Below are 15,620 nucleotides of genomic sequence, written 5' to 3'. Positions count from 1 at the left end.
CTTCTAGTTTACTGCTTATATTTTGAAATCAACTTCTCAACGATTCGCGATACCGCGACAAAGCCAAACGTTGCAGTTACAACAGTCGCCGCACCAAAACCGCTAGCACAATCCATACGTTTTGGGCCTTCCGCTGTCGACTTCACACCACACACTGAACCGTCTGCTTGAGGATACTTCAGCTGCTCGGTTGAAAACACGCAATCAATACCAAACTTACGAGCCGGATTCTTAGGGAAGTTATGATGACGACGCAAGGTGTCTTTGATTTTCTTCGCTAGAGGATCTTGGATCGTTTTCGTTAAATCAGCGACCATGATCTGCGTTGGGTCAACCTGACCACCAGCGCCCCCCGTAGTGATCACTTTGATCTTGTTGCTGCGGCAATACGCCAACAAAGACGCCTTCGCTTTTACGCTGTCAATCGCATCTAGCACGTAATCAAACTCTTTGCTTAAGTACTCATGTTGATTGTCTGGCGTGATGAAATCATCAATCAGATTGACTTTACACTCTGGGTTGATCAATTTGACACGCTCGGCCATCACTTCAATTTTGCTTTGGCCAACGGTGCCCGTCATCGCATGAATTTGGCGGTTAATATTCGTGACACAAACATCATCCATATCAATCAGAGTCAACTCACCGATCCCAGTACGGGCCAGCGCTTCGACCGCCCATGAACCCACGCCACCAATACCAATAACACAAACGTGTGCAGCGCGAAGAATGTCCACTTCACTGTTGCCATAAAGACGACGAGTGCCGCCAAAGCGTTGATTGTAGCTGTCAGATGCTGGGGTATCGAGTTCACGCATATTGAAGTCCAGATGATCGATAGAAAAACAAAGAGTGCGATTTATACGCACTCTTTGATGAAATGTCTAGATAAGAGAGTGTTCCTCTCTCTTGGACGACTATTGTAGCTTTTCTGGCGGTAAAGCCCAAGGCGCTTGAGTTGGTGAGTTTTCCAGCCCAAGTTTCCAAACTCGACCAAAATGCTTGTAGTGCCCTGCTTCCGTTCCTGCTCTCGCACCAATGCCATGATACAGATCCAAATGGTTCTGTTTTACCGCACCACCAGTGTCTAAAACGATCAGCATTCGCAGTTGATGCGCACCGCTCCACGTACCATCCGCATTCAGCAATGGTACTTCCGCCAAGATTGGTGTCCCCATTGGTAAGATAGAACGGTCACCCGCGACCGCCGCCATTGGCAACAAAGGAATACCAGCCGACCCCGTTACTGGCGCTTCCTCTTTTGGCGCAAAGAAGACGTAAGAAGGGTTTTGCTCCAACAACTCGCGCACTGTCGCATCGTCGTTGTCCATCACCCACTCTTTGATTGCTTTGAGGGACATTTTTTCACGCGGCACTTCACCACGTTCAATCAAAATGCGGCCAATACTAACGTAAGCTTTATTATTTTTCCCTGCGTACGCGAAGTACTCCAACGTATCATCATCTTCAAAATGCACATAGCCACTGCCCTGCACTTCCATCATAAACGGGTCAATACGGTTAGGTGCATAACCTAGCACCAAACCTTGGCCATCTAATGCCCCGTTGTAGATCTCCGCGCGAGTCGGACAATCTGATGAGCAGTTTGGCTTGCCATAAACTGGGTACTTAAAAATGTCGTTTGGTGTATGACGCAGTTCCATCACGGGAGAAAAGTATCCGGTAAACAGCACATTACCTTTTTTATCACCACCACCCAATTGCGCGGCTTGAATGCCAAACGCACTCAACACACTGGTATCTCCGCTCTGTTGCGCCCACTCACTTAATCGTTGATATAGCGGTTGGTATATCTTCGCCATGGATGGTGACTTTATCACCACTTGCTCAGCTTGCTTGTTAAATTCAGTAAAATCGCGTGGTTTGTTAGACTCAACCACATCCACTTGATTGAGGATCTGAGGAAACTCACCATCAAGATATTGCTGAGCACGATCATTTTGTTGAGCACAGCCAAAGAGTAGGCTCAAAGAGATAATAGGAAGGAGTTTTTTTAACACGTGTCTTTTCCGTAAAAGAGAATAGCAAAAGGATGGCAAACAAATGCATACGGTGCAATTGAAAAGCAACGACAAAATGTTTCAACGCTAAGCCAATCCGTTTACTCGTTGTAAATTCATTCAGTTAATGCAACATGATAACAGCGGAAGAATTACGGAATTGTCCGGATTATGTTTGGAAGTAAAATTTACTGATTGAGAGATGAAATTGTGATCATCCATATGGCTCACAGACGCAAGAGAGCTCTGCTTAAAAGACAATAATAAAAACGACTATCTTACCGCTATCCTTGCACGTCCCTCTAAACGGAATACAGGTAGATAATGAGCATTGGCATCCAGCTTCATTTCTGCATGCTGCTTACCCACAAAATTGAAGTGCCGCTCATTTGAACCCACTCGATACGAAAACGAATCCCCATCGAATTCAAAACTGGTCGCCACTGTAGAACCATTTACGGTAACACCGCGCTCACTCAACACAAATTCTTCACGAGCATAAGGCGCAACATCTTGCTCAACCCAGCGACCATAAATTGTCGATTTGGGAATGGGCGGATTAATGGTTCGAGTAATCAAATCACTATACAGCATGCACACGACAACGGTTCCAACTATCGCTATAAGCATGAGAGAACGCTCTAGCCACTTACGAAGCATTGATTTAGATGACGTTTTTGACAGATTTGAAGCAGTGATCGCAGCATTCTTATTAACAGCAGAAGACATGAGGTTCACGTATTGAGGAAAGACGCCACCATTGTAACCTTCCCTCTTAACGGGACCAAGAACCTACCTCAATATGTTTGTGCTTTATTCCAAAATTTCGCCTTGCCACTCAATGAATAAAAAGGCATTATTTTAACATAATTAAACAAAGGAATGGCTGTAGTGAAAATTCGTAGTACTGCTCTCGTAAAAGGATTCCGTCAATCAACACCTTATGTCAATGCTCACCGCGGAAAAACCATGGTGATCATGCTGGGCGGAGAAGCCGTCGCACACAAAAATTTTGGCAACATTATTAATGATATCGCCCTCATGCACAGCCTCGGAATCAAAGTCGTGGTGGTGTATGGTGCACGTCCTCAAATTAATCAGCTGCTAGAAAAACAAGACCTCACTACGCCTTACCACAAAAATATCCGCATTACGGATGAATCGGCTTTATCTGTTGTTATGCAAGCTGCCGGACAACTTCAGCTTGCGATTACTGCGCGCCTATCAATGAGCCTCAACAATACTCCGATGGCAGGTACCCAGCTCAATGTCGTTAGCGGAAACTACATCATTGCCCAACCACTCGGCGTTGATGATGGTGTGGACTATTGCCATAGTGGACGTATTCGCCGCATTGACACCGACGCGATTAATCGCACGCTCGACCAAGGCTCTATTGTGCTACTTGGCCCCATTGCGAGCTCTGTGACTGGCGAGTGCTTCAATTTATTATCGGAAGAAGTCGCCACCCAACTAGCGATAAAGCTGGGTGCGGATAAGCTGATTGGTTTTTGCTCCGAACAAGGTGTCATTGATGACAACGGCAATGCTGTCGCCGAGTTACTGCCAATTGAAGCGGAGCATGTCATCAAAACACTCTCTGAAAATACGTCTCCTGACCTAGATTACAACACTGGGACACTGCGCTTTCTTAAAGGCTCTATTGCCGCTTGCCGTGCCGGAGTACCTCGTAGCCACTTGATCAGTTATAAAGTAGATGGCGCCTTAATTCAGGAGTTGTTCTCTTTCGACGGTATCGGTACCCAAGTTGTTATGGCGAGTGCTGAACAAGTGAGGCAAGCTAATATTGACGATATTGGCGGTATCTTAGACCTCATTCGCCCTTTAGAAGAACAAGGTGTACTCGTTAGGCGCTCTCGAGAGCAGCTAGAGCAAGAGATTGGAAAATTTACCATCATCGAAAAAGACGGCTTGATTATTGGCTGTGCTGCCCTTTATCCATACCCAGAAGAGCGCAAAGCTGAGATGGCTTGCGTAGCGATTCACCCTGACTATCGTGATGGAAACCGAGGTTTGTTACTGCTCAACTACATGAAACATCGTTCTAAATCCGAGACCATTGATCAAATTTTTGTCCTCACGACACACAGTTTGCATTGGTTTAGAGAGCAAGGTTTTTACGAAGTCAGTGTCGACTATTTGCCTGGAGCCAAACAAGGGTTATATAACTTCCAGCGTAAGTCCAAAATCTTAGCGTTAGATTTATAGCTTAACCTTAAATCAGGGAGCGAAACTTAACGTTCCACTATACCAACTAACCTCAAAGGGCAGGATTCAGTTCATTAACGCTCAACCCTGCACATCGAGCTTGTTTAGGAACGAGTTTGTTTAGGAGTAAGGCCACACATAAACCCTACTCCGGACTAGCGGGTCATCATGTAAACCCAACTTAGAAATGCGCAAACCATTGCTTGATTTTTATTCCAATTTTATCTTTTAAATATACATTTGGTTGGCTATACTCTGCTCGCTAGTGATTGGTTTTTAACCAATACGAATGGATCTAGGTGATGTAATGTAGCCTTCACCCTAAAATACTGGGCAATTGAAAAACTAGTTAGCTCCGTATTGCACACCAAGGACAGTTGTTAATCTGACTTTAAATAAGCCGAGACGAGCACTGTTATGAGAACAATCATTTGTAATTCGCTTCAAAGCTTCTGGGATATGGCTGACAATCAGTTTTTAGAAGGCCTAGACGTCCACTGTGTTTTCCCCGTAAATGACGCTATCCGAGATTTTATTCTTGCTTATCAACAGCAATACAAAATACGCAGCGTGTCGTTTACCAATGCGTTTGCAAAACATGCATAAAAGAAGACCGAGCCATAAGCTCGGTCTTCTTTTACGTACGTAATTAATTCAAAACAAAATCATAGCTAACAAAGATGCAAAAATAGTGACTACGATAAAGATTAAAATAGTCCAGTACACTAGCCCAATACTTATGAACCACTTTGGGCAAACTCTACGAATATCTGTTAGCTTTCTTTTTTTGGCCAACTTAGGAAATGCAACTGCGGCAACAAGAGCTAATCCATGTATTAAGGCCCCAAAGTGAAATCCAGAAACTAAAGCAAGCTCAATATCTGTATAGTGCTCACTAGTATACGCATAGTGCTTTACTTTTTGCGGCGTGATAACAATAAGCCAAATACCTACTATCAGGTACCAAAAAACTAACAAAGCACCTGCAAAAAAAAATGTAATAAAAGAAACTTCTAATAACTGCAAACTTCACCGACCTTCTATTCCAGCTCTCAAGTAATAGACATCCAAACCACCATTGAGCCTAAAGTGATCATAGCTAGAAGCAATAAAACGCTTATATAAATACGGCAAATTCCGATGAATAGACCGGAGCAAACTTGATGAATATCAGCAAAGCCCCTTCTCCTCGCTAAAGTTGGTAAAGCGACCGCCGCAACTAAGCCTACACCATGTACTAAAGCACCAAAATGAAAACCCGAGACTAAAGCTAACTCTACTTCTGAATAATGTTTCAGATTAAAAGCAAACCGCTTCATCTTTAGTGGTATAAAAAATATAAAAATTGCTCCGATAATAACGAACCATAAAAACGCGCCTCCTCCGGCGATAAAGAAGGTTAGAAAAGACGAGTCGAGCAATCCCATATTCAGCTACCTTTGATATGTGAATGAGAAAGGAGAAATATATCGCTAAGAAAGAGCCTTACTCAATAACAATCCATTTTGCATGAAAACGAAATGGCAAATATAAGACCCGCCACAAAAAATCATCTTCGAAAATGTCACAATCACAAGTAAAAATTAATTCGTAAGCCGCTTTACTAACCCACTCGCGCGAGTCGTTTTCACCTTAATGCCTCGCTTAAGAACATTAAGTTCGGCGTAAAGAGCTAAACGCTTTTTCGCGCGGGTAATGCCTGTGTAAATCAACTCACGGGTTAATATCGGACTAAAGTCTGGTGGCAAAATCATCAGGGTGTAATCAAATTCACTGCCTTGCGATTTATGGATGGTCATGGCGTAAGCCGTTTCATGTTCAGGTACTCGGCTCGGTAAGACCGATTTCACACTGCCGTCAGGTAACTCAAAAAAGACTTTCAAACGCGGTTCTTCTTCAGTGTCATCTCGCATGCAAATACCAATATCACCGTTATACAAACCTAAACCGTGATCATTACGCGTAACCATGACGGGTCTGCCGTGGTACCAAATTTCATCCTGAACTTGAATGAACTTGCGCGCCGCGAGCGCTTTCTCGATGCGTTGGTTTAGCCCAGCCACACCGAAGTCACCTTCACGGATCGCGCACAGCAGTCGGCATTGGTTGAAGGTATCTAACGCCGCTTTGGCTTTGTGCGTTAGCGACTCTGGCTCTCCGGTTTTAGGATCAGTTTCCTGTTGTCCAATGCGTTTGAGGTAACGACCGTATTCCTGCACCAACGTCTGCATCATTTGGTTGTAATGTTGACTACTTAGTGCGAAATGTTCGATATCGGAAAAGTCACGCGCCCAGACGCTATCTACGCTCGCAGCAGAACCTGAGTTAACCGCTTTTGCCAACTGACCAATGCCTGAGCGAGCGTCAAATCGGTAGCTCTTTTGCAGCATACATAAGCTATCGGCAATGCTGGAGGCACTGTTCCCCGTATGGGCTAAAGTATCGAAACCTGTCAGTTTTGCGATGGCTGACGCCTGCTCTTTGCCATAACCCAATGCATGGAACGAACAGATATCACCCAACACAGCCCCTGCTTCAACTGAGGCAAGTTGGTCTTTATCACCTAACAAAATCAGCCGCGCATGCTTCGGTAAGGCATCGACCACTTTGTACATCATTGGTAAATCAACCATCGACGCTTCGTCGATAACTAAAATATCCAAATGCAGTGGATTTTGCTTGTTGTGACGAAATTCTGCGCTATTAGGAATCGCGCCAAGCAATCGATGTAAGGTACTCGATTCAGTCGGAATTTTGACTTTTAGCTCCGGAGAAACTGGCAGTTCTTGCACTGCTTTACCAATGGACTCGGTTAATCGCGCCGCCGCTTTCCCCGTTGGGGCCACCAGCTTGATGGTTAGATTTTTCTCGTGCGTCGCCTGTTCAATTAAAGCAGCAAGCAATTTGGTTACTGTCGTCGTTTTACCCGTACCAGGACCACCAGAAATCACAGCAAATCGACGAGTTAACGCAACCGCCGCCGCGACTTTTTGCCAGTTCACACAAGCAGAAAGTGGCACCAGCTCATCCAGTTGCTGCAAATCCTGAACCTTGCGCGCATTGCTAAGCACGGAATCAATGGCGTGCCAATCCAACGATTCGCTTGCGACCACATCAAGGTGGTCACACACCAATTGTTGACGCAACACTTGGTTGCTGCTTCCCGCTTCTACTGCTTTGCCTAACGCGTTAAACAGAAAATGGTATTGGCGTGCAAATAAATGGTTGAGCAACTCGGATAATCGCGCAAACTCTTGTGGTTGCAAGTTAACTGCGGCGCCCAAGTGATTAAGCTTTTCCGCCAGAGTCACTTCATAATGCCAATAGCGGTGCAGATACAGACGCTCGCCATCGAACATCAACGGCAAGGCTTCTCCTTGCGCGCCGACCAAGCTGGAATTTTGTAATAGTTCTATCCAGTCTATGACTTGTAGCTGTGTGTTGAGCGCCAATGCCGACTCACCAAACAGCCCTAGCTTACTGGCTAAATCCGTAGATTGCCCTTGTGCATCGAACAGAGACAGGCAGATATGTCCTTTGCCAAGCTCACTACTGACAACACCAGCGATAAACGCCATTGCTTGGCTATCCGACTGTTCATCATGCGTTTGAGAATCAATAAAACAGGCGAATTGGTAGTCGAGCTGACGAATAGCGCCTTTGTGCGCCAAGCGTTCCAGCACTACCAATAGACTATCTTGGCCAGAATGAAGATTGTGATTTGTCGTCATTAAAGTAGCTCCATCTGCCCGGCTTGAGTTGAGCGCGTTTCAAGTACTTGACCATCAATCAAACGATCCATCTCTTGTAAGAAGTCTAAGGTTGGTTTCGCGGCAAAAATGCCGTGGTCACTCTGCCCATCCATGCCGCGCAAGAACAAGTAATACACGCCACCGAAGTGATGATCATATTGATAATTCGCCAATCGGCTGCTTAGGAAACGATGCAGTGCTAACGCATAAATCTGATACTGCAAATCGTAGCGGTGATCCGCCATCGCCGATTTCAGAGCCTCACCATGGTAGCTCGTCACATCGTCGCCAAGATGATTCGATTTCCAGTCAAGCACGTAGTATTTACCTTGATGTTCAAACACCAAGTCGATAAAACCTTTGAGTATACCTTGCACGGTTTGGAAACCTAAATCCCCCGCTTTCGCCGACAACGGATCGTGACGTTGAATGACTCGGTTTAACGCCGGTGCAGACAAAACTTCAATCGGCAGCAAAAATTCCATCTCCACCAAACGTTGCGACGGTGCTTTTTGATTCAGCAGCAAAGACTTACCATCCAACGGCGTTGCGAGTACGGTATCAATCAATTGCTGTAAAATGGGTAACCACTCTTCATCGAGCTGTTCGCTTTCCATCAAACCAAGGATGATTTGTGTATTCTCTTCCGTCGTGGCTGGCTGAGTAAATTCAATTTCCTCAAACAGGCTGTGCAGGAACGTACCCGGACGCGCACCACGAGGGAAGGTAAAAATAGAACGCTCTGGCTCCACCAAATCCGCTTCGTCTTGTTCTTCAGATGAGTCGATATCAAAACCCGTAATCTCAATCGTGGCATCATGCTCGGCGTGATGAGAGCCTTGCTTGACCAAGCCAGAATAACTGGTGATGCGCCAGTTTCTATCGATAGGGTTTTGCAGCTCTTTCGCGCTAAGATCGTGTATTTCTTCTTGTGGCGCTACGTACTTCTCTTCGAGTTGCTGCGGCGGATCGGCCACAACGACACAATCAAGCTCGTCTTGTTGCTTTGTTAAACCTTGGTACAAATCGTTAATGCCACCTTCTTGACCATTTTGAATCAAATAGCCAATCGCACTGCGGTGTACGCCGGTTGGCTCTTTGGTCGAACGGCCATTGCGCAAAGGCGAGGCTCCAATAAAACACGCATACACAGCACGCGTTAACGCCACGTATATCAAGCGTAAGTCTTCCGCCAAACGCTCTTTATCCGCTTGCTTCATGGACGCATCGTTGCCAGTGATATCCAGTACCGTGCGGTCATTGGCTGCATCGTAATATTTGGCTTCACTGGCTTCTCGATAGCTGAACACAAACGGCAGAAACACGAGGTCATACTCCAAGCCTTTTGATTTGTGAATAGTTACGATCTGCACTAAGTTACGTTCCGATTCTAAACGTTGGATTTGGTCATCACTGCCACCCAAACCGTTTTCCGCATCACTGATAGACTGAGCGAGCCAACGCAGCAGACCGTGGTCGCTATCCAGTTCATTACTGGCTTGTTGAAGCAGTTCACCGATGTGCATTAAATCGGTAAGTACTCGCTCACCATTCTCACCCTGTGAACTAGCACCTTCTTCTAGTAATCGCTCGGCAATATGGCGTTTGCTGATCACCGCGCGCAACATCGGCAGCACACCACGTTGAACCCAAAGTTTGCGATATTCTTTGAATTCGTTTACGGCGTTTTCCCACACCACTTCATCGTTATTAAGTGCATCCAAACTTGCTGCGTCGAGGGCAAACAGCTCAGAAGCAAGACTTGCACGCAGCGCACGGTCATTTTCTGGAGTCAGCACCGCTTGCAGCAAACGCTGTAAATCCTGCGCCACCGAACTGGTAAACACACTGTCTCGGTTAGACAGATACACGCTGGCAATGCCTTGGTCTGCCAGCGCTTGTTTGACCATTCGACCTTCACTACCTGTTCGAACCAACACCGCGATATCGCCCGCTTGAACCGCTTTCTGTTTTTCGCCATTCACCAGACACGCTTGCCCCTGTTGAGCCTGCGTCAAAATGGTTTGGATTTGGCTTGCGGTCGCCTCTGCCATTCGAGTCAAATACTCGCCTTTTGGTAGCGGTTTATCGTCCGCTTCTTGCAACCAATAAGTCAGCGCTGGTTGCTTTTGGCCACCCATAGTCCAAATGCGTTTTTCGGCATTGGGACTGTACTTAACGGGTAAAAACGGAATGTCCGAATCATAGATAAATGGACTATCAGGCAAAGCAAATACTTGGTTTACCGCCTGCACCATATCTGCGCTAGAACGCCAGTTGGTTCCTAACGTGTAGTGGGCACTTACTTGGTTACGCGCTTTGATGTAAGTGAAAATGTCTGCGCCACGAAAGCCATAAATCGCCTGCTTGGGGTCACCGATCATAAACAAACCACATTCTGGGTTGTTCAGATAAATACGGCTGAAAATACTGTATTGAAGCGGGTCGGTATCTTGGAACTCGTCAATCATTGCGACAGGATACAAAGTACGAATACGCGCCGCTAAAAGCTCGCTTTCGTCCGTATCGATAGAAGCAGAAAGTTGCGTCAGCAAATCATCAAAAGAGAGCCACTGTTTTTGATTTTTCGCGTTAGCCAGCATCACACGACAATGTTCAATTGCATGAGCAAGCAGTGGCGCTTTTAAGCTGATTGGGTTGGTAAGAAATGTTTCAATGGCTTCAAATACCGCATGCTGCGGCGCACTGCCTTTCGGTGTTTTTTCCAACAAGACGTTTTGCGCGAACTTCTCCAGCTTGTCTGGATAATCGTAACCTGTAGTTTCCGTTGCCGCCCAAGCGTTTACCGCCTCCAACCACGTCGGCAGAGACTTTTTGGTGTAGCTGCGTTTGTTAATATCTGAACCTGAAATTAGCGTTAAGAAGTCATCTTGGCTTTCTCGCCACTGTGCTTTTAATTCATCAATTTTTTTCAAATTTTCAGTATGAAGATCAGCCAAACTGCCTTTCATTGCCGGAACAGAAAGGCTTAACGGCGCACCAGTTAAGTAATTGCTGATGTCAGACAATAACGCAGATGGAGAGCCCCATAGCTGGCGAATTTCTCCAGCCAAGGTAAATGGCAACGGGTAGAAATTGCGGCGCCAGTAATCGGCTACAACTTGCGCTTTTAGGTGACTTTCATCGGTCACAAACTCGTTATTAAATCGGCTGCCAGATTCAAACGCATTTTGCGTTAGCATACGTTGGCAAAAACCGTGAATGGTGTAGACCGCCGCCTCGTCCATCTGACGCTCTGCCTGCAATAAAATTTCTGCGGCTTGCTTGTGATCGTCAAACTCATTAAGCAAAGGTTGGATCACCGGGTCGGAACTCTGTCCACGCGCAAACGCGATTCGCGCATCATGGATTCTTGCCCTGATACGATCGCGTAATTCCGCAGTTGCCGCTTCGGTAAAGGTTACAACCAGAATTTGGTCGACCGTAAGTGGTACGCGATGTCGAGTTTCCGCGCTGCCATGACCAAGCAAAAGACGCAGATATAAACCTGCAATAGTGAAGGTTTTACCTGTACCTGCTGATGCCTCGATTAACCTCGCACCGTGCAGAGGAAACGTCATCGGTTCTAGTGGCGTTGGTTGAGGTTGCTCTGTGCGGTCTAACGTATGTAGAGGACACTCTGCACCTGACATTTGATCCATAACGCTGAATCTCTCCGGATTATTTACTAGGACGTATCACCTAATAAATGTGATCTATAGTTAAAAATTCTATTAATATGTTTAACAAGTTGGATAATTTAGAGCTTTGTGAGATCTTTCTCACGGTTATCCATAAGACGTACCGTTAGTATGCGCCCCACGAGATAAGCCAAACCTTTTTGGCGGCACAACTCAAATGAATTAAACAAAAGTATCATGGTCCCTCTGACCTTGTGGCCGTACAGCGAACGCCCTACAAAAAATAATGATTTTCTGGCGGCCACCCTACTCTTCCTTCTCTTTATCCAGCTGTCTTTATTACGCTTTTACATCATCAGCGTCTTGAACCGCTAAGCGCGCACCTTGCAGTACTAATGCTGTCAGCAAACGAACTTCTGAGGCCAACTCATCATTCCAAGCAGGCCAAATTCGAGAGATGTACGCATTACTGCCTTCGCCCGGGCTCATGAAGCCATCATTGAATGCGTCAGCCATTTTCTTCAAAGATTTCTCTTCGTCATCGACCCACTGACCGCGGCTAAAGCCCGCTTCAACACAAGCCAACGCCGTTTTCGGGAAATAAGGCAAAGGCTTAGTCATGCCTTCGAAGAATAAGCGAACTAATTCAGTCAGTAGCTGTTTGGCATACTGAGCATCGGCAATTTCTGGGTAGATCAAATGCAGCGCGCCTTCTTTACGATCGTAGCCAATCAGATGAGTTTTCTTGGCATAACCCGACGCCGACATGGCAAGGTGATCGATCCACGCTGCAAGGTAATCTTGCGCTCGAATCTTACCGCTTCGGTAGCGAATCAAACCGGATTGGTAGCATTGAGTCAGCCAACCAGTCAGGCGAACGTTTTTCTCTTCGCCTTCATTTCGCTCAAACAAAGAGTCAAACGTCAGGTCGATTTCCAAATCGTCTTGAGGCGCACCAGATAAAAACGCCAGTTTGTCCACCAGCTCTTCCGCCTGAACTCGGTTGGTTTCAAACTCGATATAACCAAACGCCCCCACCGGCAGTTTGCCTTGCGCGCGCTGTTGACTCATAAAGTGTTTAAGCACCTCTGTTTTTTTCTCTGGCTGCATCAATGTCGTTTCAAGCAAGGTTTCTAACAGCTCATCACGCATTTGATAGCTTTCCAAACCACCTAAAACAAAGGGTTCGTCGTCTTCCATCACCGGCAGTGGCGGTTCAAAGATTACTTTTAAACGACGATTGAAAAAATACTGCACAGGTAAGCGCCAGAAACGTTGCAACTCGACTAAGTCGAGCTCAAGTGGGAACGTCGCTCCTAACAGATAGTCGTCTAATGCCCGATTAAAATCACGACGAACATAGCCTTGCGATTGACTACTTTGAGTCAATGCCGCTGGAATCCACTCTTTCGCGTAGCTGGCGTGCATGCCTTGGAACGCACTTGGGCTAAACGGCACCATGGCGTGGGTATTCACCAACGCATTTAATAAGTTGTCGCCAGACTCATCAACGGGCAACGCTTCATCACCACTTAAACAATAGTTCTGGTGGCAGTATTCCATCAGCTCAGAAACCAGAACCGAAGGCACTCGCTCGGTATTGTCTTGGATTGAACGGCCAACATAACTGATGTAGAGCGTTTGCTGTGCCGATAACATTGCTTCGAGGAATAGGTAACGGTCATCATCTCGGCGCGAACGGTCGCCCGGTTTGGTTCTTCCCGTCATCAAGTCAAAGCCTTCTGGCGGCATGGAGCGTGGGTACACGCCGTCATTCATCCCCAGTAGGCAAACGGTTCTAAACGGAATAGAGCGCATCGGCATCAGGGTACAAAAGTTCACTTGACCAGCCAGGAAGCGCTGGCTGACTCGTGTGCCAGATAATTTGTTTTGAAGGTATTGGCTGATGATCGACGGAGATAACGCATCATCAAATGCGGCATCAGCTAATTGCTCTTTGAGTTGGCTGAGCGTATCGCGAATGGATTTGAGCGCCATTTCGCCTTCTAACTCAACTGAGAAGAAGTCATCCAGCAGTGAAACCAAAGTCTCTCGCCAACCATCAATAGTCTGAACATGAGAAAGTTTGCTTCGATAAGTGCTAATTTGTTGAATAAAGTGTGCCAACTTGCCCGCCAGCTCTGCGCCCATGCCTTGCACTTCGTTGTACGGAGACAAACTGCCTTGCTCGGTTTCAAACAAACCTGCGGATTCTGGCATCGCGTAGCCAAGCAACATGCGTTGAATACCAAATTGCCATGTGTTTTGACGGGTTTCCGGCAGTTCAAATTCGCGTCCGGTATTGGCATCCAATCCCCAGCGAATCCCCGATTCCTCAACCCATTGTTTGGCTTGTAAAAAATCATCTTCGCTGAGTTCAAAACGCTTTAATATCGCTGGAGTTTCCAGAAGTTCGAGTAGTTCTGATGCCAAACAGCGCGTATTGGGTAAGTTCACCAACTGCATAAATGCGGCCAGAATTGGGCTCTCTTGATCGGCGGTTCGGTCAGAAATCGAATATGGAATAAAACGCTCACCCGGCGCGTTACCAAAGACCGCCTGAATCGCAGGGCTGTAAGCGTTGATGTCCGCGACCATCACGATAATATCGCGCGGTTTTAACGTTGGGTCAGCATCGAACATCGCCAATAGTTGATCATGCAGCACTTCCACTTCACGCATCGGGCTGTGACAAGCGTGTAGGCTCAGTGATTTATCACCCAAGCTAACCACTTGTTTGTGATGACTGTTTTCAATCTGTTGGTCATCTTGATGTTCTTCAAGATTGAGAATATCCGCTTGCAATTGATGGAGCAGACTGTCGCGCTCAACATCAACAAAGGCTTCAATTTCATGAGATTCCAGCTGAGACAACAGATACATATTGTCGCGCCCGAGTTTACCCATGGATGCCAACAGACTGTTTCCGACCACATCGGTGTGCAGCTCATCGATCACATTATCTTCCAGTGATCCTTTCAGTTGCTCAGTTTCACCTTGCACTTCCGAGTGATCGTCCTGCCACACAACGTGCTGACGATGTTTCGCCGCCAAACGAGCCAGATATTTGCGATCTCGAACTTCACCCCAATAATAACGACAAGGGTTAGTGAACATCAGATGCACGTCGATGTGTTCACCAATTGCTTTTAGCGCATCCATATAGCGAGGCGGCAACGAAGAAATGCCAAAAACAAACAAACGCTTGGGTAAATGGTCAAAATTGCCGTTAAAACTCTCTAACGTGTCGATAAAGTGCTCATAAAGGTTGGCACGGTGATAAGGAGACTGCCCTAATGACACAGTGTGATCATACAACGCTTGCCATAAGATCGGCTGCCACGGATGCTCATCTTCCAGCTCTGGCACACTCTGCCCTGCTTCCCAACTTGCGATCCACTCCGGACGATACACCAAGTAACCATCGAAAATATCGGCAATTTTCTCAGCCAGTTGATACAGCTTAGAGTGATCACTGTCATCTTTGAGGTACTGCGCTAACGGCGAAAACACGTCTTGGTTGAGAAGCCCCGGCAGCAGATGCATCAACTTCCAAGTCATCGCTTCTTTGTTAAACGCACTGCGTTTTGGCACGTCTGGCAACACCTGCGTAAACATTTCCCAAATGAAGGTAGCAGGAAGCGGAAAATCAATGTTCGCGGCAACACCAAACTCTTTGGCCAATTCCATTTTTAGCCACTGGGACATGCCCGGACTTTGAACCAGAATTTGTTCTTTTTCGAACGGGTTTTCCAGCGGACTGATTCGAATCAGTTCGACAAGGAGTGATTTAAGAACGTCAACTTGGTTGGAGTGATAAACAGTAAACAAATTGGGAATACCGAGCGCCGATTGAAACTGTTAGCTAGCTTAGCACAGCCCCATTTAAACCCGCAGTGATCTCGCGTTCGGAAAAAACAAAAGGTTATATATCACTCAAATAGAGTATGAATCTTCTGAATTTTCACATGTCAATC

Annotated in this window: 10 protein-coding genes; 2 read left to right on the top strand and 8 right to left on the bottom strand. The window is 46.3% G+C overall.

The window, feature by feature from the left end:
• Positions 1-8: 8 nt before the first annotated feature.
• The 3 genes from tcdA to R7041_RS04195 form a co-directional block, all read right to left on the bottom strand.
• The gene (gene tcdA / locus R7041_RS04205) at positions 9-818 is read right to left on the bottom strand and encodes a tRNA cyclic N6-threonylcarbamoyladenosine(37) synthase TcdA (RefSeq protein ID WP_005391724.1); all 810 of its coding nucleotides are present in this window, start codon (positions 816-818) and stop codon (positions 9-11) included.
• 99 nt (positions 819-917) lie between these two features.
• Positions 918-2,021 carry a murein transglycosylase A gene (mltA, locus tag R7041_RS04200; protein ID WP_064368729.1) on the bottom strand — a complete coding sequence of 368 codons (1,104 nt, stop codon included), beginning with the start codon at positions 2,019-2,021 and terminating at the stop codon, positions 918-920.
• 273 nt (positions 2,022-2,294) lie between these two features.
• A complete protein-coding gene (locus tag R7041_RS04195) occupies positions 2,295-2,750 on the bottom strand; it encodes a DUF2850 domain-containing protein (RefSeq protein WP_005380234.1) in 456 nt (151 codons plus the stop codon).
• A 162-nt stretch (positions 2,751-2,912) separates the two neighbouring features.
• Here R7041_RS04195 and argA point away from each other — a divergent pair, with 162 nt between their 5' ends.
• Both argA and R7041_RS04185 read left to right on the top strand, forming a co-directional pair.
• The gene (argA, locus tag R7041_RS04190) at positions 2,913-4,250 is read left to right on the top strand and encodes an amino-acid N-acetyltransferase (protein WP_012841478.1); all 1,338 of its coding nucleotides are present in this window, start codon (positions 2,913-2,915) and stop codon (positions 4,248-4,250) included.
• A 417-nt stretch (positions 4,251-4,667) separates the two neighbouring features.
• Complete coding sequence (locus tag R7041_RS04185) at positions 4,668-4,856, top strand: hypothetical protein (protein ID WP_005380230.1); 189 nt, start codon at positions 4,668-4,670, stop codon at positions 4,854-4,856.
• Positions 4,857-4,904: 48 nt separating this feature from the next.
• On the opposite strand, the gene R7041_RS04180 is transcribed toward R7041_RS04185, so the two are convergent.
• From R7041_RS04180 to recC, 5 genes are all read right to left on the bottom strand, one after another.
• Positions 4,905-5,276 carry a hypothetical protein gene (locus R7041_RS04180; RefSeq protein WP_064368730.1) on the bottom strand — a complete coding sequence of 124 codons (372 nt, stop codon included), beginning with the start codon at positions 5,274-5,276 and terminating at the stop codon, positions 4,905-4,907.
• A gap of 26 nt (positions 5,277-5,302) precedes the next feature.
• A complete protein-coding gene (locus tag R7041_RS04175) occupies positions 5,303-5,677 on the bottom strand; it encodes a hypothetical protein (protein ID WP_206949388.1) in 375 nt (124 codons plus the stop codon).
• Positions 5,678-5,833: 156 nt separating this feature from the next.
• Positions 5,834-7,981 carry an exodeoxyribonuclease V subunit alpha gene (recD, locus tag R7041_RS04170; RefSeq protein ID WP_064368732.1) on the bottom strand — a complete coding sequence of 716 codons (2,148 nt, stop codon included), beginning with the start codon at positions 7,979-7,981 and terminating at the stop codon, positions 5,834-5,836.
• Positions 7,981-11,655, bottom strand: a complete 3,675-nt coding sequence (gene recB, locus R7041_RS04165) for an exodeoxyribonuclease V subunit beta (RefSeq protein ID WP_064369108.1) — start codon at positions 11,653-11,655, stop codon at positions 7,981-7,983. The genes recD and recB overlap by 1 nt, the downstream gene beginning before the upstream one ends.
• Before the next feature lie 327 nt (positions 11,656-11,982).
• Positions 11,983-15,474 carry an exodeoxyribonuclease V subunit gamma gene (gene recC / locus R7041_RS04160; RefSeq protein ID WP_258512726.1) on the bottom strand — a complete coding sequence of 1,164 codons (3,492 nt, stop codon included), beginning with the start codon at positions 15,472-15,474 and terminating at the stop codon, positions 11,983-11,985.
• Positions 15,475-15,620 lie beyond the last annotated feature (146 nt).

This window comes from Vibrio sp. 1751 (assembly GCF_033339895.1).
GTDB classification, from domain to species: Bacteria; Pseudomonadota; Gammaproteobacteria; order Enterobacterales; family Vibrionaceae; genus Vibrio; species Vibrio alginolyticus.
The sequence above is the reverse complement of the archived record's forward strand: the minus strand, read 5'-3'. Positions and strand labels throughout refer to the sequence as shown.